We start from the raw sequence: 21,846 nt of genomic DNA, 5'->3' as shown, positions 1-21,846 counted from the left end.
TGGATAATTTATGAGTAATTTTAGTAAAGAGATTAAAATTGTTGAAGTTGGTCCTCGTGATGGCCTACAAAATGAAAAAAGTTTTGTAGAAACCGAAGATAAACTAGAGTTTATTCGTCTTCTAAGTGAGACGGGACTTAAGACTATTGAAATTACAAGCTTTGTTCGTCCGGATAAAATTCCTCAAATGAAAGACGCTGCAGATCTTTATCCTAAAGTATTAGAACTAACAAAGGGCAAGGGGATCTCAACTCCTTGTTTAGTTCCTAATTTAAAAGGTCTCGAGGTCGCTAAGTCTTTAGGTGTAAAAGAGATTAGTATGTTCACTGCAACTTCTAATACTTTTAATCAAAAAAATATAAATGCGACAATTGAAGAAGCACACGCTCGTCAAGTCGAAGTCGCTCGTGAAGCTAGTGATGCTGGAATGAAATTACGTGGCTATCTTTCAACAGTTTTTGGTTGTCCTTATGAAAAAAATATTGAGGATGAAGCCATTATTGATGGGATAAACAGATTACTTGATTTAGGTTGTTATGAGATTTCTTTAGGTGACACTATTGGTGTTGCAAACCCAGTACAGGTTAGACGAATTACTAAAATGATTGCAAATGAGTTTGATCTTAATCAGATGGCCATGCATTTTCACGATACAGAAGGTATGGCCTTAGCAAATATCTATGCTTCTCTGGAAGAGGGGATTACTGTCTTTGATTCATCTGCTGCAGGTCTTGGTGGCTGTCCTTATGCAAAAGGTGCCAGCGGAAATGTTGCAACAGATGATGTGGTTAATCTTTTAAATAAATTAGGATGTGATACTGGTATTGATATGGATAAGCTTCATGCTGCAAGTGAATTTATCACATCAAAGATTGGACATCAGGCTCCATCGAAGTTTTTTCAAGCATATAAAGGAAGAATGTAATGGCAATTTACGGATACGAGTTTGAGCAATTAAAAGTTGAAAAAAACGGCCATGTATTATGGCTTAGTTTAGATAATCCTAAAATGGCAAATGCCATTACAAATAAAATGATCGCATCTCTTACTGAAGTCTTAGAATATGCTGATACTGATAGTGAAGTTAGAGTTATTGTTATAAGTGGAGAAGGAGATAACTTCTGTGCTGGCGGTGATATTAAAGCGATGCAGGCCCGAAAAGGTATGTTTGCAGGGGAGCCATTCGAGTTAAGAAACCGTTACTCTAAAGGAATTCAAAATATTCCTCGTACAATCGAAAAATTACAAACACCAGTTATTGCAATGGTTCACGGAGGTGCTATCGGTGCAGGTTGTGACTTAGTTGCAATGTGTGATCTTGCTATCGCTAGTGATGATGCAAAATTTGGTGAAACATTCTGTAAGCTATCTCTTGTTCCTGGAGATGGTGGACCTTATTTTCTAACTCGAAAAGTTGGTTATACTAAGGCAATGGAGATGTATCTTACAGGTCGTATTTATACTGCTAAAGAGTCGATGCATATGGGTCTTATCAATAATATTGTAACGGGTGAGGATCTAAAACTTGCTGTTTCTGCTACTGCAAATGAAATTGCGGCCAATGCTCCTGTTGCTGTACAATTAACTAAGACAGCTATGAAGCGTGCTAGTCGTGATGATCTGGAAAGTCATTTAAATCTTATGAGTGCATATCAAGGAATAGCTCAAAGAACTAATGATCACTTTGAAGGACTAAGTGCTCTTAAAGAAAAACGTAACCCGGACTTTAAAGGTAACTAAGATTAAATTCTTAATTTTTTTAATATTTTTTGTTTCCTGCTCACATACTCTTTATACTGGAGATGGTGAGCGTCTATTACATATTTCAAAGCATGCCAATCGAGAAGTCATTATTCTAAAAGGTGATCACACTAACGATAATATGTTTTATGGAACCTTACCTAAGGTACATCACGTAAAAATGGGAAATGATTTCTTTAGAAGACGTAGTGAATATGTTTCGAGAGTAGAGATAACTGAAATCGAAACAACATGGTATCAGTGGGTCAAGTTTTTAAGTCTGGGTTTATTTTCACGCAAGGATGTAAAAGTTAGGGCCGTGACAGATATTGGGGAGAATGAATATGAAGTTTATTAATCTTCTCTTTGTTTCACTCTTAATTACTTCTTGCGCAAGTGGTGTGAAGTTAAATAGTCAGTTCTGTGCTTCAAGAAATGGTGTTTGGGCAAAAAAAGATGAAGTCCTTGATTACAAAGCATCCAAGAAAGTTGTTGGCTTTGGTATAGAAGAGAGACGAATAAGAGATATTCTTTCTCAAAGAAGTTATGACTGTCGTAAAGTAAGCCGTATGCGCGTAAGAATCGATCAGGATTTCTTCGATGCTCTTTTAAGCCTTATACCTGGTTATTCTTCAAACACAGTTACAATTGAATTTAATCTAGAAGATTCATAAGCCCTGAAAAGAAGTCCTTTTTATATTTATCAACTTCTTCTTGGCTTTCAAGGTGACCAAAATTTTGGCGATCTTGTTCCTGATAAAATCTCTTGGCATCATCAGTTACAATAAAGCGAGAGCGATGTCTTGGAAGCATATTCCCGTATATCTTTCTCTCTTTACACACTGTCATGATGAGCTTTTCTTGTGCTCGTGTAATTCCAACATAACAAAGTCTGCGCTCTTCAGCGTCACCTTCGTTATTAATAATTGTTCTCTTATGTGGAAGAAGTTCCTCTTCAACTCCAATCATATAGACTTGTTTAAACTCAAGTCCTTTAGATGAATGTAGCGTCATAAGAGTTACTTCATTCTTTCTAACATCGTCATCTTCTTCATCGTCATCTCTTGAATCTTGAGAGTCTTGTAGCATTAGTTTTTCTAAGAATTTAGATAGAGTTGCAGACTCTTTAAAGTTTTCAGTAAAACGAGCAGCTGATTCTATAAAGAAGTGAATATCATCTTTTCTTCGACTTGCCTGTTTTGCTTGATCGTAGCATTTATCGATGTATTCAAAGTATTTTAGGTCTTCAATTAAGTTTGTTATGGCCTCACTAAGTGAATACTTATCAAAGTAATTCTTTGTGCTCTCAATTAGCTTAACAAAGTTTTTTATCTTTTCTTCACGACTTCCTGCAAGTTCTGGCGATTTCTTCATCGCAGAAAATAAGTCAATTTCATGTGCCTCACTTTCTTCAAGAAACTTCTCAAGTGTTCTTATACCGATTCCTCGACTTGGAACATTTAGTACCCGTCTTAATGCCATTTGGTCGGCCGGATTACGGATTACCTGAAGGTAGGCCATTATATCTTTTACTTCTTTCTTCTCGTAGAATTTTTGACCACCAATAATTGTATAAGGAACTTGTGAAAGTCTTAGTTGTTCTTCAATTGGTGCTGCTTGTGTATTTGATCGATATAAAATTGCAATATCACCTAAATGTCCACCTTTTGACTGGTGGGAGACAATATCTTCAACAACGATTTCTGCTTCGTGATCAGTATCCGCTAATTCCCAAAGAATTGGCTTCATGTCACTTGGCTTATCTGACCACAGTGTTTTATCACGACGATCTTTATTCTCTTTAATAACTGAGTTTGCTAATTTCAAAATAGGTGAGACTGAGCGATAGTTTTGCTCAAGTTTTACAACTTTAGCTCGTGAGTAGTCTCTTTCAAAACCAATAATATTAGAAATATCGGCACCTCTAAATGAATAGATGGCCTGGTCATCGTCACCAACCACACAGAGATTATCATGGGCACATGTTAGATGACGAATAAGTCTAAATTGTAATGGATTAGTGTCTTGGTATTCATCGACCATGATATAGCGAAATTGTTCTGAATATTCGCGGGCCAACTCTGGGTTTTCATCAAAGAGTCTAACTGTAAGTAGTAGAATGTCATCAAAGTCGATTGCATTATAGAATTTCAATTTATCTTGATAGAATTCATACATGAAGTTAACTGCATGATCGTATGGATCTTCACCGTCAAAAAACGGTGAGTCTGCAAAGTCTTCTGGTTTTATCCCTTCATTTTTTAGCTTACCAATCTTAGATGCAATGATCTCTTTTTTAAATGCACCTTTATTATCGTGATAAAGCCTAAGGCCTTCTCGTATAATACTTAATTGATCTGTTTGATCATAGATTGAAAAGTTCTTATGATAACCAAGATGAGTAATCTCTTTTTTTAGAATCTTAAGCCCTAGAGAGTGAAATGTTGCAAGGGTCATTCCTCTTGATTTTTGTTTACCAAGTAGGGTAATAACGCGCTCTTTCATTTCCTTTGCGGCCTTATTTGTAAATGATACGGCAAGGATACTCTTTCCAGGAATATGAAGGTTGTCGACCATGTGCGCAATTCGGTAGGTAAGAGTTCTTGTCTTGCCACTACCTGCACCCGCTAGAATTAGCACTGGGCCATCGATAGTCTCAGCTGCTTCGCGTTGTTTGTCGTTTAATCCTGCCAATGAAATCATATCCTATAATGTGCCCTCCTAGAGCTGATTAGGCAATCTATTTTGACCTCAAGTGAGAGAATATTTATGCACTGCTTGTTTATAAATTTATAAGTATTTAAAGTCGCAATGCATCTTGCTAAAACCGAGTTAAATGGTCAAAATTTCAAGTTATGAACACAACACTTATAAAAATTATTTTATTGAATTTGGTAATTCTCTTTAGCTCAGTCCATGCCGATGAGCTTCCATCTAAGAGTGATATTCACGGCCTCATTGGTTTACAAACTGCTGTAAAGTCTCAAGGCTCTCGAGGCACTTGTACAATGTTTACGGCCATTGGAATGGTGGAGCACTTGTTAATACGTAAACAAGGATTTTTACCCGTTGAGTTAGATCTGTCCGAGCAATGGATGGAGTATATTATTATGAAAGATAAGCTCACTGAAGGCTCTTCAACTTCGAAGAATATGAGGGCCATCTTAGATATGGGTGTTGTTTATGAAAAGACCTGGCCTTATTCTCGTAAAAAATGGCCATCTCTTGATGAAGACTTTCCACAAATTAATATTGCAAAGAAAACATGCGGGCACCTTGTTGTTCTTCCTAAGTATTTAAAGTCTTGCTTACTTGGTCAAAGAGATCCAAGACTTTTTACAATGTCTGATTATGATATTGCACAAATTGACCCTGACTTTATTCCAATTAGAAAGGAATCAATTTATCTAAGAGATACTTTAGTAAGTAACTTATTTAAGAGAAAAAAATCATATAAATCAAGAGACCTCAATAAAATTAAGCAATGGTTAAATGACGGGAAGTCCGTTATTATGGGTACTAAATTATATTACGGTTCTTGGAATTCTAAGAAGACAATTACTCACGAAATTCAAGAGCGTGATAAGTCTAAATGGTATGAAGGTATTGTTGGATATCCTGAGATTGGGACTCGAGATCGTCGAATTTCTTCAGTCAAAGGAGGAGGCCATTCTATGATCCTTGTTGGTTACGATGATGATGTTATTGTAGAGACAAAGATGCAAATGGAAGATGGTTCTTGGAAAGAGTTTGAATATAAGGGAGTTTATTATTTTAAAAACTCTTGGGGCGTAAAAGGCTTTGGGAAAAAATTTAAACTCGATGGAGTAAGCTATCCAGGATACGGAATGATTACTCAAAAGTATGCACATGAATTTGGAAGATTTTTCTATATCGATTAAATAATTTAAGGAGTTGGCCATGGCCGTAAAGAAGAAAGTAGCTAAGAAAAAAGCAACTAAGAAAAAAGTAGCTAAGAAAAAAGCAACTAAGAAAAAAGTAGCGAAGAAGAAAGTAGCGAAGAAGAAAGTAGCGAAGAAAAAAGCAACTAAGAAAAAAGCAACTAAGAAAAAAGTAGCGAAGAAAAAAGTAGCGAAGAAAAAAGTAGCGAAGAAGAAAGTAGCGAAGAAAAAAGCAACTAAGAAAAAAGTAGCGAAGAAAAAAGCAACTAAGAAAAAAGTAGCTAAGAAAAAAGTAACTAAGAAAAAAGTAGCGAAGAAAGCAACTAAGAAGAAAGTAGCAAAGAAAGCAACTAAGAAAAAAGTAGCGAAGAAGGCAGCTAAGAAGAAAGTAGTAAAATTACCAAATAAGAATACGGCCCTTTTTGATTCTCTACTTGAGCTAATTCGTGTTACTTCTACAGTCCTGCCAGACGACGTGCAGAAAGTTGTTCTTGAGGCCCTTCATAGAGAAGAAAAGAACACAACTGCTGAGTATGCAATGAATATCATTCAAGCAAATATTAAAATGGCAAAGATGAAGTCTCAGCCTCTATGTCAGGATACTGGAACAATTGTTTTTAAAGTTTCTCATCCTAAAGACTTTGATCAAGCAGCTTTTCGTAAAATCTGCGAGAAGGCCGTTTTAAAAGCAACTGAAATTGGATACCTAAGACAGAATTCTGTTAATTCTCTTACTGGAAAGAATGACTGTATGAATGTCGGTGGTGGCCATCCTGTCATTAAGTTTGAACAACATAAGTCAAAATCACTAAATGTAAAACTAATGCTTAAGGGTGGAGGATGTGAAAACGTCGGTGCACAATATTCACTTCCTAATACAGAGCTAAATGCTGGACGTGATCTTGATGGTGTAAGAAAGGTGATTCTTGATTGTGTACAAAAGGCACAAGGAAAGGGATGTGGACCAGGTGTTCTAGGTGTTTGTATTGGTGGTGATCGTGGAACAGGTCATGTCGCTGCTAAAGATCAATTCTTAAGAAAGCTTGATGATACAAATGAAAACCCAGAGCTTGCTGCTCTTGAGAAAGATATCGTTGAAACAGCAAATAAATTAGGTATTGGACCAATGGGATTTGGTGGAAAGACAACTCTTCTTGGATGTAAGGTAACAGATCTAAACCGTCTACCAGCATCATTCTTTGTTTCAGTTTCATATATGTGCTGGGCATTTAGAAGACAAGGTGTTGCTCTAAAATCAAATAACGAAATTAAGAACTGGTTATACTAAGAGGTCGAAATGAAAAGACTAGATTATCCTTTTACAAAAGATCAAATAAGAGAACTAAAAGTTGGTGACATGGTTCTTATTTCTGGAAAAATGTTTACTGGGCGTGATGCTGTACATAAGCGTTTACATGAGGGCACAGAGCCTCCTGTTGATTTAAATAATCAAATTATTTATCACTGCGGTCCAGTCGTTCTTGAAAAAGACGATGGTACATATGAAGTAAAAGCAGCAGGGCCTACGACTTCAATTCGTGAAGAACCATATCAATGGGAAGTTATGAGAGATCATGGAATCCTAGGAGTTATCGGTAAAGGTGGAATGGGTCAAAAGACTCTTGATGGTTGTAGAGAATATGGCTGTGTATATTTCCATGGTATTGGTGGTGCAGCTCAGGTTCTAGCTGAAAAGATTAAATCAGTGGATAATGTTTATTGGCGTGATCTTGGTTCACCAGAAGCTATCTGGGAATTAACTGTTGAGGAGTTTCCTGTTGTCGTAACAATGGATGCTCATGGAAACTCTCTCCATGAAAAAGTAGAAGCTGATAGCGCTCAAGCATTAAAAGGACTGCTTTAAATATAATCGAGTACTGAGGAAGAAGAAGTGAGTAATATTTTATACACGCCAAGCAACGTAAGAATTCAGTCATCAAATATGATGGAGTTCATTAAGTATATTAATAAGTCTCAAGGCCTTGATTGCCAGTCTTATCATTCTCTCCATAAGTACTCGGTTGATAATCCAAATAGTTTTTGGAAAGAACTCGTAAAATTCTATGATGTTGATTTTAGCGGAGAGTTAGAGCCTGTATGTACTGATTTAAGTTTTGATACTTATGGTTGGTTTCCAAATATGAAGCTTAACTTCGCAAAGAATATGCTCAAGAAAGGCCGTGATGTAAATATTGCTCTAAGCAGTGTTCGAGAATCTGGTAAAACAATTAAAACGACATTTGAGCAACTGCGAAAAGATGTTTCAGGATTACAAAAAGTCATAAAAGATCATATTTCTAAAGGCGATGTTCTTGCTTGTTATATGCCAAATATCACTGAAACTGCGACATCAATGTTAGCGACAACAGCTCTTGGTGGAGTATTTACTTCGACTTCAAGTGACTTTGGTATCGAAGGTGTTATTGATCGTTTTGGCCAATCAAAACCGAAGGTCCTTGTTACTGTTAACGGATACGAATATGGTGGGAAATACTTTGATCTAACAGAAAAGATAAATGCTGTTGTTTCAAAGATTGATAGTATTGAAAAAGTTATTGTCGTTGATTTCAAGGGCGAGGGGATGGATGTTTCATCAATTCATAAGGCCGTCTCTTGGAGTGATATTGTAAAGCCAAGTGAAGATGAAATCGAATTTATAGAGTGTGATTTTAAAGATCCTCTTTATATCATGTATTCATCGGGGACAACTGGAAAGCCGAAGTGTATTGTTCACTCAATTGGAGGAACATTAATTAACCATATTAAAGAATTAGGCTTACATACAAATCTAAAAGAAGATTCGACAATAATGTATTTCACTACTTGTGGTTGGATGATGTGGAATTGGTTGATCTCTTCACTTTATTTTGGAGCAACTACAGTTCTTTATGAAGGATCACCTGCATATCCAACTTTCGGTGACTTTATTTCCTTAATTGAAAAAGAACAAATTAATATATTTGGAACAAGTCCTAAGTTTTTAAAGGCCCTTGAAGATTCAGGTATCGATCTTTCTAAATATGACTTTTCATCTTTAGAAACAATGCTCTCAACAGGTGCACCGCTACTACCTGAGCAATTTGACTATGTTTATAATAAATTTAAAAAAGATATCCAGCTTTCAAGTATATCTGGTGGAACAGATATTATTGGTTGCTTCTTCTTAGGAAATCCTATTCTTCCAGTTCATCGAGGAGAGTTACAATGTGCAGGCCTTGGAATGGATGTCACTTGTTTTAATTCTCGTGGAAAAGAGGTAAAAGGTGAGGAAGGGGAACTCGTTTGTCTTCAAAGCTTTCCATCTCGACCAATTTATTTCTTAAATGATGATAATGGCGAAAGAATCCACAAAGCCTATTTTGCAGAGTTTAAAGGCGTTTGGCATCATGGTGACTTTATTAAAATCACTGAAACAGGTGGTGCACAAGTTTTAGGGCGATCTGATGCTACTCTTAATCCTGGTGGTGTTCGAATTGGAACTGCTGAAATCTATCGTCAAACTGAGACCATTGACTTCATTGAAGATTCTGTTTGTGTCGGAAAGAATGTTGATGGTGATGTTGAAGTATGGCTCTTTGTTGTGACTAAGGATGGGCGAGAATTAGCGAAGGAAGATATTAAACTAATTCGCTCTCGAATTCGTGAGAATACAACTCCTAGACATATGCCTAAGAGAGTTATCGCTGTAAAGGGAATTCCCTACACTCGCTCAGGAAAGAAAATGGAGATGGCCGTAAGCCGCCTCATTAATGGACGTAAGCTTGATAATGTTCAGGCCGTGGCAAATCCTGAAACATTAGACTTTTTCTCTCAATCTGAAAATATGTAGGTAATTAAATTTATTGAATTTCCTACAATCTCTTCTTTAGGCTTTTACCAGATACCCGATGAGTGTTTTGAGGAGATTTCATGAAAACTTATATCTACTTATTGATGTTGTTGTTAAGCAGCTTTATTAATGCCAAGAGTGCAAATACTATTGACTGCATTGGTGCAGAACTAGAAACTCTTGATCTTGAAAATTCAAAAAATATCCGAAAACTTGCAACTGTTGGTAGTCAAAATAGAGGAGGTATATACACTTCCTATAATTACCCAAAACTTCCATCAAATATTGAAGATATTTTAAAACCAGATCTAAGAACAGTTTGTGACTTCTATGCCAAGGCCAATCCAACAGATCCCTTCTTTAAAGATATCCGTGAGAATATAACGAAGAATTACAAAGATGGTGACGATACCGATTTCTTTTTTAAGTATATGTTGACTCTTCCGTGTTGGCATTACTCAAAGAATATGTTTGATTATTTCACTGGTGCTGAAGATACGAGAAATGGGATTGGGCTAATGTTTGGTGATATCATGAAGCCACTATTTGATGGAGCCGATCCTAATGCGTTTATTAGAATCTGGCGTGAAGGTGAGATGTTTGAAGGACCAATGTATATCGTCTATGACCATCTATTAAAACACTATTCAAAGTCTGAGCGTTTTCGTTCTGAATACTTACCTATAGTAAAAAGATTAAGGCATCCAAGATATATTACTAAATTCCCTAAGAAGACACTTGAGCAAATCAAGAAAGAAGAGCCTGATATGCCTATCACTCTACCTATGCCAGAAAAATAATCCGAGTGTTTCACTCGGATTGTGACAATCTATTCTAAATTTAAAAAAACATAGGAATTCCCTAAAGTCAGTAACTTAGAAGCCGATTAGCTGACAAAGGATTACTTATGAATAAATTCATTTTACCATTTTTAACATTTCTTTTTGCCTTTCATAGCAGTGCTTTTGTGGGCGTAAGAGCAATTCAAGGTGCAGATGTTGACTGTCTAACTGAGTCAGTTCCACCTATTCTCGATCGTAAAAATGAACTTAATTTTAGAATGATTGCTGATGTAAAATCATATGGCACAAATACATCTTATCCAAATTATCCGGATAATATTGCTGATATTATGTATCCAAGTCGTAGGGCAGTCTGTGATGCTTATCGTACGCCAAATAAGCTTTTACCTTCATATAAAAAAATTATGCAACATATAGATGAAACATACAAAGAAGGAAATCATAGAGACTTCTTTTTTAAATATATGTTGTCTATGGATTGCTGGGCATTTAGTAAAAACTTTTTTGATCATGTAAGTAGTGGTGGTGATTACTCATACTATCTAGGTTCTATGATGAAGTCTACATATGGGGGCGTTGATCCTAATGCATATATTCGAATTACTAGAGAAGGTAAGTCATTTGAAGGACCCATGTTCTATGTCTTTGAACATCTAGAAAAAAATTATAAAAATTCAAAAAATGCGAAAGAGTACTCAGCTGTAATGAGAAGATTAAGGTCTGGTGAACGATTTAACTTAGTCCCAGTGAAGTCTATAAGAGAGATTAAAAGGTCTGAACCAAATATGCCAATAAACCTTAATTAAGGATATGATGAAGATATTAATTACGTTCCTAATGATTTTAGTATCACAATTAGCAACAGCTGAATGTCGCCAAGGGATTGTTTCGATTTTCACAGGTGGAGATAGCTTTGCTGATATTGCGGAACGTATGGGAACTGGTTTTCATTCTAAGGTTGGTAAGACTTGTGTTGAGAGTATCGGCTCTGATGTAAATATAGACTCTTACTGTGAATGTGTCTCTGCAAATGATAAAGCAGACTATAGTCAAAGTCGTAAGATTTTTCGTCAAAGAAATGGAAAGCACCTCAAGGGGAGTATTTTCATGATGGCAAGAAATTTAGTTAAGGCCGTTGATCAGGATTTAGAATTAAATTGTAAGCTCCATAAGACTCTTAATTCACATTGTAGTGAACAAATGATTAATGAGATGTTTCCTGAATATGTAGGAAAAGACTTTGCAAATGAATTAGGTATTGATTTTCATGAAATTTTTAGTTCAAGTGTTGATAATACAAATAATACTATAAGCAAGTTTAGAACAAATTCTTGTCAGTCTCTAATTAAGAATGATGTTGAAAGTTTGAGTATGGAGCAGTCTGACTTAGATAACTTCTGTGTTGATTTTAATCAGAAGGTTAAGAGCTTTTGCTCAGGTGAATCGATAACTTCTACAGAAAAAGACGATTTTGAATTTGAACTACCATTTTTAGAAAATGTAGATAGTTATAACTACTATTGTAAGATAAAAGATCGACCTAAGAGACAAGACTTATCATTAAATATATTTAGCACTCTTTCAGCCGCCTATAAGAATAATAACGAGGAAGCTAATCCTAGGTGTGAAAAGATATGTAAAGATAAAGCACCTTATTCAATTCATGGCTGTAATGTTGATAAGGAAAAAGCCTTAAGTGAATTTGTAAAGGAAGGATGTACTTCAAAAGAAAATCAAAATTTACCAAATTGTTTATTTTTAAAAGAGGCAATTGGAAACCAACTAATCAAAGATATTAAATCGGGATCTATGAGTGAAGAAGATATCTCTTATTTAGAAGAGTATCTACATAAAGATGATTTCGATGATATTAAGTCTATGGTTGGACATGCAAAGAATGAGACGGCATCACTTAATAAAGGTTCTCTTGTTTCTCAATTCTTTGAGAGTAAAGATGGGGAATCTTTCGATATTGGTGGGACAGATAACGAAAATATCGCACAGGAAGCTGTTGAGAACAAAGGTAACTCAGTTGCCCAAGGAGATTCTAAAATTATCTCTTCAAATGATTCAAATATTAATAATGTTGTTACAAATGCCCCTGCTCAGCAAACTCAACAGGGGCCAGTTCAACAAAGTAACTTAAACACAAATAATGGAAGATTAACGATGGGATCACGTGGACGTGGTCGCAGAAAAGTTTCAGCTAGAACTAAGCAGATGGTTGAGACGATTAAGACATTACGTGAAGCAGGTAGTTCTTTAAAAGATGCGATTGCAGCGCAAGATCGTCGTATGAAGAAAGAGCGAGAGGAGCTTGCAAGAGCTAATCGTGAAAAGTATCAGCGTTATGATGCTGAGACTTTAGAGCCAATTAGAAGATCTCCTTCAAGTGATGATCGTAGAAGAAGTAATGATAGACAGATTGCAAACGTGGGGAGCCCAACTTCTGGAAGTGGTGGCAGTAATGGGATGAGCTCTGGAGCTGGTGGTTCTAGTGGTACAGGAAGCTCAACTTTCTTGCCTCCTGAAAAGAAGGCCACTGTAGTTGATATTACAGGACGTTCTGCTCCAGAGTTAGATTTAAATAATTTACAAAGCTCAGGTGCAACATTGCCAGCATCAATAACAAATCATCCTGATGCATCTGAAATTTCTAAGATGTTTAATGGACTTGAATATAAAAAAGATAGTGGGCGAGGGCCTGCAAGTAAGGATGATGAAATAAAGAAGATAAAAGTTGATTGGTCTGCAAAAAGTATCGATCTTGGATCTCTTCTTATTAATGCGAAGGATATTAAACCAGGTGAAGAGTTTATTTTATACAAAGGCGATATGGACCAATATGTTCGTCTTGTTCCTTCATATACTTTCCGTAGAGGAAAGAAGGTCTTTATAGGTTATCGTATTGATAATCGCAGTAGCGAAAATGCCGATCTAGCATCTAGTATCTTTGCTAAGAAATTTCTAATTTTATAATTCTTCAGATGGTAGATCATCCGACGGAGGTAGATCATCATCAGAGTCTGTTGGAGGCACATCATTAACTGGTGCTTCTGTTAGACGCTTATAAATTACAATGAGGCGATCCTTTTGCGCATTAAAGAATAGCACAAGGTAGAATTCGTCTGATTGATCATCTCTAAGAGACTCTAGGTTTCCTGATTGTTTAAGAGAATCAGCTTTAGTTGAAGAATAGAAGTCTTCAATTTTCTTTGTGTCTTCATATGAAAAACGACTTGAACCAACATGTTCTGTTGCAAGAGTGTCCATAATGACATTGATTTTTTCGTCTTTTAGTGAAAGTTGTAATCTTCCTTCTCCTTCAAAAGGCAGGGCCGCTTGAAGTTTCTCTTTTAGTTCTTTTGTGAAGTCAGCGTATGAACATTTATTGGAAACGAATACTAGCTCATTTTCAGGCTTACTCTCAAGACCAATTAACTTATCTTGACTAAGCTCGAGGCAGACTTGGTTATCATCTTGCCCATTATCACCAATTGTAGTGTCATCTTGAGCTGGATTTGCAATGATTGCGAATGAAATAAATAATGTTAAAAGTGACTTGATCATAATTAACAGTTCCCTAATATTTATTGTTGTGCTTGATATTCCCACATTTGTGAACATCAGGCAAGGAAATGCTAGGAATTAAGAGGATTTTACCTGGTCTAACTAGTTGATTTTCTTAGCGCCAGAGTATTTAAGTCGCACAGTGTCGCTCATCCACTTGCCGGCCACTTCTTCAGACATGAAATCGTCACAATGTAGGGCAGGGTTTCCGCGAGCAAATTTCACTTTTCCACTGTAGAAATTGAGGCACGTTTCACCATAGAAATTTAGGTACTCTGGAAAGTTTTCTGCAAAGCGTTTGATGATGATTTTAGATTTTTCAGCGACTTTTCCATTTTTGCGCTCAAAAATCTCACCACTAAGAGGATATTGCTTTTTAAGATTATCAAATATTTTCATTCTCTTTTTATAGTTGGCTGAAAGCATCTCTATCTGGTTCCAGGCCATATTCATGATTGGGCCCGGTTTAGGTGAAGTTAAAAGATAGGTCATGAGATATGTGTCTGAAGTAATATCATCAATCTTTTCAAATGCACGAAACGTTAGGTATATGATCTCACTTGTATAATCTGCTTTGTCTAAAAGGGCATGGATATCTTCTTTTGAGAAACCATTGAGGCAATCAGGATTAAAGATATCTTTGGACTTTTTTACAATTGTATCCTTGGTATCTTCTCTTCCAATTTCATCAACAAGGATTTTGACTAAAGCTTTCTGACCTTGCTCTTCTTTACAGTAGTAAATTGAATCGTTACTTTTTAAAGGAGCTTTAACTAGGTTGTCATAATTTGATTTAATCGAGTTATTAAGGTTTTTATAAATGTCGAAATCAATATCTGGATATCTGGCCGAGTGTGAAATGTATCGATCGAGATCCTTAATACAGTTATTGCACTTCTTAAAATACAGTCTTGCAAATTTAGAATAGGCCAATGTGTAAAATGCGTAGGCTTTTAAATTTTTATTTTCTATATATTTAGTTAAAAGATTGAAATTTTCACGAGTGACTTGTTCTTTCTTTATAAATTCATCAGCTTGGGCAGTGGCCATCTCTCGTGTCATTTTCTTCCACTCAAAATCTCTTTTGGATGGACGTACATCGAGGTGATGCTTCATATATTCATTATATGACTTCTCACTATAGAGGACACGTAAGTCCGCTAGTGTATAAGTCAGTGCAAGCGCTTGCAATGACAGAAGTGATAGAATGAAGCAAAAGCTTTGGCGCATTAAAGAATTTCCTCAATTAAAGATAAAAGTTGTTCTTTCTTAAACGGTTTTCTCATAAAGTGAACTTTTTGAGAGATATCGTCGCTATCTAACTCTTCGTCACCTGAGATAATTATATACTCAAGTTTTCCCGCTTTTGGACCACTTTCAAAACGTCTTACGACTTCAGGGCCATTGATGACGGGCATATTCTTGTCTGCAATAACGATTTTAAGGTCATCGCTAATATTATGAAAATATTGCTCTACGTCGTGCTCTCCGCTTAGGGCCTTCGTCTCATGACCACCTGCGCTCAATGTCATGGCAAATAGGTCAGCAATATTCTCATCGTCATCAATAAAAACAATTTTTTCTTTCATAGTCTTATCTTCGCAAAGTTAGACTATTATCAAAAGTAATATTTAGTTATTTTTGTGCTCTGTGACACTACGTAAATATGTTTTTTTAATATCTACTTTGTTTTATTATACCCTTTGGAAGTTAAATGACAAAATAAATCGGCTATCTTGATTCTAAGAGAAAGGATCAAGTTGCCAAATTTTTATAATTTTTAAGGGAGTTAATGTGAAGCTACCTGTTATTAAACAGATCAATTTAGATGAGAGTTTTAGACTCGATTTTTATGAACATTTCTCATCACTTATTCTCGATGAAGAGAACAATCTAAAAGAAGAAGTAAAAAAAGAATTAGTCTTTTGGACTTCTTTTGATAGTTCATTCAAATTTCAAATTGCTCTAGAAGGAACACAATTCCTTTTAGGTGTTGATAATAAAGATAAGGTTCTAAGACTTTGTAATGTTAAGATGGCAAATGAAATTTTTCTTCTTGATAATTTCAACGGAGAAAAGAATAAAGCCTATAAAGCATTTAAGAATCATGTAACGAAGGTTATGAAGGTTCGAATTGGCGACTTCCCTGGTGTTAGTCGTATCATTACAAAACGTTATAACTTAGATACACACGCTCAAATTGATACTGAAGAAGTTTCAAAAATGACTGAGACGATTACAAAAAAGCTTTTAGTATATATCAATGGATATTCTCCTGTCTTTTTTGAAAAAATCTCTGACTTTGCTTTAGGTCTTACGGCCAATTATGCTCTTCTAAGAATTCACTTACTTAAGTTCTTGGCAATTCTTCCTTCTCTTGATCACGATGATGAAGGAACAGAAGTTAAGAGGACTTTAAAAGAAGCGTTAAGACGCCTTATTGTCGATTCTAAGAAAGCTGAAGAACTTGGCCTAAAAGGGGATAGACAACCTCTTCCTTCTCAATTAGTTCTTCTTTTCTACTTTACTTTATTAATTGTAAAAGTCTTTCCAGCAAAACCACTTGCTGCCATTGTTCGTTTTAAAGTTCGATTTATGGCAAGAAGATTTATTGCAGGTGAGACAATTGAAACTGCCCAAAAGAATTTCTCGACGATCTTTAAGTCTGGTCGTGATGTAACCTTGGATCAGTTAGGTGAGTTAGTTGTATCAGAAGAAGAAGCTGATAATTATATGAATGAAGTTCTAAAGCTAGTTAATGGTTTTAGTATGCATATCTCTCCAGGTCGTAGAAATAAGGCAGGAATTCTTCGTGCCCACGTATCGATTAAAGTTTCAGCTCTTTGTTCTGACTTTAGGCCAGAAGCTTTTAATTATACATATAGTTTAGTTGCTCCAAGACTTATCAAGATCTTAAAAGCAGGGATGGAGCAACAGGTTTTTATCAATATCGATGCCGAACACTATCACTACCGTGATATAGTTTTTGAGGTTTATAAAAAGGCGCTTCTTGATACTCCTGAGTTAAAAGATTATGCAGATACTGGTATTGTTGTTCAAGCCTACCTTCGTGACTGCTACGAGCATCTACAAGACATTATTGATCTAGCAAAACAGCGTGGACATAATATGCCAATACGTCTTGTAAAAGGTGCTTATTGGGATGCTGAAACAGTTGAGGCCGAAGCTCATGCTCACAATGCTCCTGAGTTTTTAAATAAAGAAGAAACAGATATTAACTTTAGACAAATGATCGATGAGACATTTAAGGCCTTTCCACATATTAAATTATGTCTTGCCTCTCACAACTTCTCTGATCACGCTTTTGCAAGTGCTCTTAGAGAGACTAAATATAGTGATATCGATGAAATCGAACACCAGTGTCTACATATGACATATGAGGCCTTATCTACGGCCATGGCCAAAATGGGATGGGCAGTCAGAAATTATGTACCTATCGGTTCATTAATTGTTGGTATGGCATATCTCGTTCGTCGTATTATGGAGAACTCATCTCAAGTTGGTGTTCTTACAATTATGAGAAGTCATAAGAAGAATGCAAAACTTATGGCACCAAATGATATTTATGCTAAACACCACGAGGAAGGGCTTCTAAATCTTGACTCAACAATCACAAATATCTTTGGTGATTTTTCTAATTGTCCACCACTGAAAACTTATCTCGAAAAAGAATTGAAGTACTTTAGAAGAGACTTTGAAAAGTTTGAATTAGGTAAAGATTATGAAAGTGATTTCAAACTAAGTGGTGACGTTGAAAATGTACTTTCTCCTTCAGATGGAAAATCTGTCGTAGGTAAAATTACTTTTGCTACACTTGATGATGCGCAAAAAGCGTTAGATACAGTTGATAAATCATTCTATGATGGAGAGTGGTCGAGTTACTCTTGGCAGAAACGTGCAAGTATCATGGCCCATGCTGCTGAGATTATGTATATGCGTAGAAATTACTATTCTGCACTTATTATGCATGAGTCTGGTAAGGCCATTAGTGAGGCACTTGCAGATGTCGATGAAGCAATTGATTTTTTAAATTATTATATTCGCCGTTTACAAGAAGTTGGCCCAAGTCGAGACATCGATGCTCGAGGTCCATTTGCTATTATCGCGCCTTGGAATTTTCCAATGGCCATCCCATGTGGAATGACTGCATCAGCACTTCTAACAGGTTCAAGTGTTATCTTAAAACCTGCAGAACAAACTCCACTTATTACATGTGAGCTAGTTAATCTATTCCATGAAGTAGGTGTTCCAAAAGATGCTCTTATTCATCTTCCTGGTGTTGGTGAGACTGTTGGACAAAAACTTGTTGAAGATGAGCGTATTGCAGGTGTTATCTTTACTGGTTCAAAACCAGTAGGGGTTCATATTGCAAAAGTTTGTAGTCAACGTTTATATCATAATCGCGAAACACAAAAGACTTATCCAGTTAAAGTGATCACTGAGATGGGTGGAAAGAATGCTGTAATTGTAACGAATAACGCTGAACTTGATGAAACAGTTGATGGAATTCTCTACTCGGCATTTGCACACGCTGGACAAAAATGTTCGGCGGCATCACGAGTTCTTGTTGACCGTGAAGTTAAAGATAAACTCATTGCAAGGTTAAAACAGGCTGCACTTGATATTAATGTCGGGCCAGCAACGGACTTTGCAAGTTATATTAATCCACTCGTAAGCCAAGAAGAAAAAGACCGTTTAATCGCTCAAGTGAAACAAGCATGTGAAGAAGCTCATAAGTATGGTGGTAAAGTTCACGTAAATCGTAGTGAGGAAGATCTTCCAGGTTATTGCGTTGGACCAACTGTTATTGAACTTCCAAAGTCTCGCGCCTATGATCCTGAAAGCTTTGCATGTCGAGAATTATTTGCACCAGTTGTACACATTCTTCCTTATGATGATCATGACGATGCATTAGAGTTATTCAATAGTGTTGAATACGGATTAACTGGTGGGATTTTCTCTCAATCTCAAGATGATATTGATTATCTTTCAAAAGAGATGCTTGTGGGGAGTAATTATATCAACCGTGGTATCACTGGTGCTCGAGTTGCGATTGAGCCATTTGGTGGATTTAAGATGTCTGGTACAGGTCCAAAGGCCGGTGGTGAAGATTATCTAAGAAGCCTATTTGTAAGGCCAAGTGATGAGGATATTTCTGAGTCTTTCTATGAAGAAGGTGGAAACGATTCTCCTGTGATCTCTCGCTCATCTCGATCAGATCACTTCATTAGACGTGAAAAGATTCTAGGTGCTATTGATGAAATCCTTGGGAATTTTGGTCCTCTCTTTCCTGGAACATTTGGTGGTCAAAGACATAATATTATTGAATTAAAAAAATGGTTTGAAGTAGAATACCTTGAGCTTTTAAATCATGGCCGAAATAACCGCTATATTCCTGGTCAGATTAACTACTCTGTATTTGATGCTAATAAAGACCGCGCACTCTATTTAAGTTTAAATAAAGATATTAATATGCAGACATTCTTTGCTGTTCTAATGTCTTTAGCGGCAGGAACAGGTGTGACAGTTCTTTGCTCTAATAAAGCATCTTATCAATGGTGGAACTTCCTTATTGATATTTTAAAGAAGAATCGTTTCTCTAAGAAGAATATTGATTGTTACTTTGTAAACAAAGATAAAATGCATGAGCTTCTAAAAGAGAATTTTGATGTTGTGATTTGTGATGGAGATGAGGAGAATATTAGAGAGTTCAATAAGATTCAAGGTGAGTATAATGGGCAATCTGTAATGACGACTTTCATTACTCCTCTTGAAGATTTTATCAATTGTTCTTACTTTGATCTCTTCCACCTTTTCTCATGTGAAAGAAGTTACGCTGTAAATATCATGAGGCATGGTGCACCGATGGAGTTAGATCAGTAATGGCCTATCGACATCTTATTTTAGGCGCAGGGAATATGGTCCGTGCGCTTTTACCTAACTTTATTGCAGTTGCTAAAGAAAGTGATGAGAGTGAGTTCTTTGTGTTTACTCCTTCTGGGACAAAGGCCAAGAAATTCGCCGAGGACTTTGATGTAAGCTGGATTGAAAGTTTAGAGGACTTAAGAAATCAACATATCGACTTCATTTGGTGTGGATTTAAGCCACAACAATTAATAGAAGTTGCAAAAGAGGTTGAATTCTTATCTCATCCATACCTTACAATTGTTTCTCTTCTTGCGGGTGTTGATAGTGCATCACTAGCTTCTGCTCTTGGAAGTGAGGAAGTTATTAGAATAATGCCTAATACTCCTGCTCAAGTTGGTCTAGGTGTAAATGCTCTTTATAAGTCTAAAAGAGTTCATCAGGATAAATGGAAGTACTTCTGGGATGCCTTTAATACAAAAGGAATCAATACTGTCTTTGAGAAAGAAGATGATATCGATATAATCACTCCTTTTTCTGGTTCTGGTCCTGCATATTTTTTTGAAATAGCTCGTATTCTAATTTCTGATCTTGAAAGAAGAGGAATTGATAAGAAGCTTGCACACCAAATGATTGCCGGTACAATAGAAGGTGCTGGGAAAATGCTAGTACAAAATGACGATGCTCAAGAACTTCGTGAAAACGTTACATCAAAAAAAGGTGTTACATTTGAGGCCTTGGAATCTTTAAAAGAATCAAATTTAGAAAAAATATTTAATATTGCAATGGAGCGTGCTTATCAAAGAACGCTTGAATTAAAGGGAAATAAGTAATGAAGAAAGTTCTAGATAAGCTTCCCGAAGGCTTAAGAAATACTGCTTTTGTGCGTCTTTTTGGTCTTACAAAAGTTCCAATGATCTTTTGGTTAAGGCCGACTGTAATAGAATTAAGCGAAGAAGTTACTGCCATCAAGATTCCATTATCGAGAAGATCAAAGAACCATCTAAATAGTATGTACTTTGGTGCTCTTGCTTGTGGAGCTGATTTAGCAGGCGGATTTGCAGCAATGAAGAAAACGATGGATAAAGGAAAGAGAGTCTCTCTTGCTTTTAAAGATTTCCATGCGGAATTTCTAAAACGTGCTGAAGGGGATACTGTCTTTACTTGTAAGCAAGGTAAGGAAATCGACGAATTCGTTGATATGGTTCTAGCAAGTGACGAAAGACATAATCTTCCTCTTAAGATCACAGCAACTTGTCCAGATGTTGATGATGAGCCAGTTGCTGAATTTACAATTACTCTCTCTCTTAAAAGAAAGTCTAAGAAATAAGCTAGGCTGGGTTGGGTGAGTCGATGAAGACGCACTCAATCCCGTACTTTTCTTCAATCAAATCTTTAAGCGCAAGGACACCAAATCTTTCTGTCGCATTATGCCCTCCTGCAAAGAAGTGGATTCCTTCTTCTCTGGATTCATGCCAGTCGTGCTCACTCATTTCTCCCGTAAGATAGGCATCTAGCCCTTCGCGAACACAGTAGCGCCAATCTGAGTTAGCTCCACCTGTGATGATTCCCATCGATGAAATCTTTTCATCATTTGGTTCACTATGAATGATATCGTGATTTAATATATTTTTTAGGAGGTCTTTTAGCTCGCTTGGACTAAGTGGTCTTTCAAACCTTCCTTGAAGACCTGTAGGCATTCCTTTGTGATCCCCGTATGGTGCTAAGTCCTTTAGACCAAGCCTCTTTGCTATTCCAGCAGCATTACCATCCTCAATATGTGCATCAAGAGGTAAGTGGTAACCAAATAGATTAATATCATTTTTAATAAGAGGTTTAACTCTTTTAGCAAAGCTTCCTGTAACGGTTCTTACTCCATGAAATTTCCAGAATAGTCCATGGTGAACAATCATTGCATTTGCTCCCATTTCTACTGCTTTTTCAATTGAGTCACGTTGTGCTGATACAGCAAATGCAATTTTTGAAATCTCAGAACTACCTTCAATTTGAAGGCCATTTGGTCCATAGTCTTGGTAATCATAAATATTTAAATGATTATTTAAAAACTTTGCTAGCTCACGTGCTGAAACTTTTGCCATAAATGATATCCATACCT

The 21,846-nt window shown here is 36.3% G+C and carries 17 protein-coding genes and 1 pseudogene; 13 read left to right on the top strand and 5 right to left on the bottom strand.

All coding sequences use genetic code 11. The features are described 5' to 3' along the window. The first annotated feature begins 10 nt into the window (after window positions 1-10). Genes BALOs_RS09585 through BALOs_RS09570 form a run of 4 tightly spaced genes read left to right on the top strand, consistent with a single transcriptional unit; the run spans window position 11 to window position 2,414 of the window. On the top strand, window positions 11-925 hold the full coding sequence (locus tag BALOs_RS09585; protein ID WP_120405035.1) for a hydroxymethylglutaryl-CoA lyase: 915 nt from the start codon (window positions 11-13) through the stop codon (window positions 923-925). Beyond that, window positions 925-1,740, top strand: coding sequence for an enoyl-CoA hydratase-related protein (locus tag BALOs_RS09580; RefSeq protein ID WP_115363388.1), 816 nt, complete (start codon window positions 925-927; stop codon window positions 1,738-1,740). Before BALOs_RS09585 ends, BALOs_RS09580 begins: the two co-directional genes overlap by 1 nt. After that, a complete protein-coding gene (locus tag BALOs_RS09575) occupies window positions 1,697-2,098 on the top strand; it encodes a hypothetical protein (RefSeq protein ID WP_115363386.1) in 402 nt (133 codons plus the stop codon). The genes BALOs_RS09580 and BALOs_RS09575 overlap by 44 nt, the downstream gene beginning before the upstream one ends. After that, on the top strand, window positions 2,085-2,414 hold the full coding sequence (locus tag BALOs_RS09570) for a hypothetical protein (protein ID WP_120405034.1): 330 nt from the start codon (window positions 2,085-2,087) through the stop codon (window positions 2,412-2,414). The genes BALOs_RS09575 and BALOs_RS09570 overlap by 14 nt, the downstream gene beginning before the upstream one ends. Here BALOs_RS09570 and BALOs_RS09565 read toward each other — a convergent pair. After that, the gene (locus BALOs_RS09565; protein ID WP_120405033.1) at window positions 2,395-4,443 is read right to left on the bottom strand and encodes an ATP-dependent helicase; all 2,049 of its coding nucleotides are present in this window, start codon (window positions 4,441-4,443) and stop codon (window positions 2,395-2,397) included. The genes BALOs_RS09570 and BALOs_RS09565 overlap by 20 nt on opposite strands. Before the next feature lie 182 nt (window positions 4,444-4,625). On the opposite strand from BALOs_RS09565, the gene BALOs_RS15225 reads away from it, so the two are divergent. The 6 genes and pseudogenes from BALOs_RS15225 to BALOs_RS09535 all read left to right on the top strand — a co-directional run bounded on the left by BALOs_RS15225 (window position 4,626) and on the right by BALOs_RS09535 (window position 13,253). Continuing rightward, window positions 4,626-5,642 carry a C1 family peptidase gene (locus BALOs_RS15225; protein ID WP_162929639.1) on the top strand — a complete coding sequence of 339 codons (1,017 nt, stop codon included), beginning with the start codon at window positions 4,626-4,628 and terminating at the stop codon, window positions 5,640-5,642. A 418-nt stretch (window positions 5,643-6,060) separates the two neighbouring features. Further along, window positions 6,061-7,506 (top strand): annotated as a pseudogene (locus BALOs_RS15555) (FumA C-terminus/TtdB family hydratase beta subunit); the annotation flags it as partial. Between the two features lie 27 nt (window positions 7,507-7,533). Continuing rightward, window positions 7,534-9,471, top strand: coding sequence for an acetoacetate--CoA ligase (locus BALOs_RS09550; RefSeq protein ID WP_205570950.1), 1,938 nt, complete (start codon window positions 7,534-7,536; stop codon window positions 9,469-9,471). 80 nt (window positions 9,472-9,551) lie between these two features. Beyond that, window positions 9,552-10,271, top strand: a complete 720-nt coding sequence (locus tag BALOs_RS09545) for a hypothetical protein (protein WP_120405032.1) — start codon at window positions 9,552-9,554, stop codon at window positions 10,269-10,271. A 107-nt stretch (window positions 10,272-10,378) separates the two neighbouring features. Further along, entirely contained in the window at window positions 10,379-11,080 is a 702-nt protein-coding gene (locus BALOs_RS09540) for a hypothetical protein (protein ID WP_115363378.1), read from the top strand. Window positions 11,081-11,087: 7 nt separating this feature from the next. Beyond that, entirely contained in the window at window positions 11,088-13,253 is a 2,166-nt protein-coding gene (locus tag BALOs_RS09535) for a hypothetical protein (protein WP_162929638.1), read from the top strand. Here BALOs_RS09535 and BALOs_RS09530 read toward each other — a convergent pair. The 3 genes from BALOs_RS09530 to BALOs_RS09520 all read right to left on the bottom strand — a co-directional run bounded on the left by BALOs_RS09530 (window position 13,248) and on the right by BALOs_RS09520 (window position 15,433). Continuing rightward, a complete protein-coding gene (locus BALOs_RS09530) occupies window positions 13,248-13,844 on the bottom strand; it encodes a hypothetical protein (protein ID WP_115363374.1) in 597 nt (198 codons plus the stop codon). The genes BALOs_RS09535 and BALOs_RS09530 overlap by 6 nt on opposite strands. 102 nt (window positions 13,845-13,946) lie before the next feature. After that, window positions 13,947-15,074: a hypothetical protein gene (locus tag BALOs_RS09525; RefSeq protein WP_120405030.1), complete on the bottom strand. Its 1,128-nt coding sequence runs from the start codon at window positions 15,072-15,074 to the stop codon at window positions 13,947-13,949. After that, window positions 15,074-15,433 (bottom strand): response regulator, encoded by a 360-nt coding sequence (locus tag BALOs_RS09520; protein ID WP_115363369.1) that lies wholly within the window; start codon window positions 15,431-15,433, stop codon window positions 15,074-15,076. Before BALOs_RS09520 ends, BALOs_RS09525 begins: the two co-directional genes overlap by 1 nt. 205 nt (window positions 15,434-15,638) lie before the next feature. On the opposite strand from BALOs_RS09520, the gene BALOs_RS09515 reads away from it, so the two are divergent. Genes BALOs_RS09515 through BALOs_RS09505 form a run of 3 tightly spaced genes read left to right on the top strand, consistent with a single transcriptional unit; the run spans window position 15,639 to window position 21,060 of the window. Next, window positions 15,639-19,748 (top strand): proline dehydrogenase family protein, encoded by a 4,110-nt coding sequence (locus BALOs_RS09515; RefSeq protein ID WP_120405029.1) that lies wholly within the window; start codon window positions 15,639-15,641, stop codon window positions 19,746-19,748. Further along, window positions 19,748-20,563, top strand: a complete 816-nt coding sequence (locus BALOs_RS09510) for a pyrroline-5-carboxylate reductase (RefSeq protein WP_120405028.1) — start codon at window positions 19,748-19,750, stop codon at window positions 20,561-20,563. Before BALOs_RS09515 ends, BALOs_RS09510 begins: the two co-directional genes overlap by 1 nt. Next, a complete protein-coding gene (locus tag BALOs_RS09505; RefSeq protein WP_115363363.1) occupies window positions 20,563-21,060 on the top strand; it encodes a PaaI family thioesterase in 498 nt (165 codons plus the stop codon). The genes BALOs_RS09510 and BALOs_RS09505 overlap by 1 nt, the downstream gene beginning before the upstream one ends. Before the next feature lies 1 nt (window position 21,061). Here BALOs_RS09505 and BALOs_RS09500 read toward each other — a convergent pair whose 3' ends face one another. Beyond that, window positions 21,062-21,829, bottom strand: coding sequence for a Nif3-like dinuclear metal center hexameric protein (locus tag BALOs_RS09500; RefSeq protein ID WP_120405027.1), 768 nt, complete (start codon window positions 21,827-21,829; stop codon window positions 21,062-21,064). Window positions 21,830-21,846: the final 17 nt, after the last annotated feature.

It is taken from the genome of Halobacteriovorax sp. BALOs_7 (assembly GCF_003612895.1).
Lineage (GTDB): Bacteria > Bdellovibrionota > Bacteriovoracia > Bacteriovoracales > Bacteriovoracaceae > Halobacteriovorax_A > Halobacteriovorax_A vibrionivorans.
Note: the sequence above shows the minus strand (reverse complement) of the source record. Positions and strands in the feature narration are given on the sequence as shown.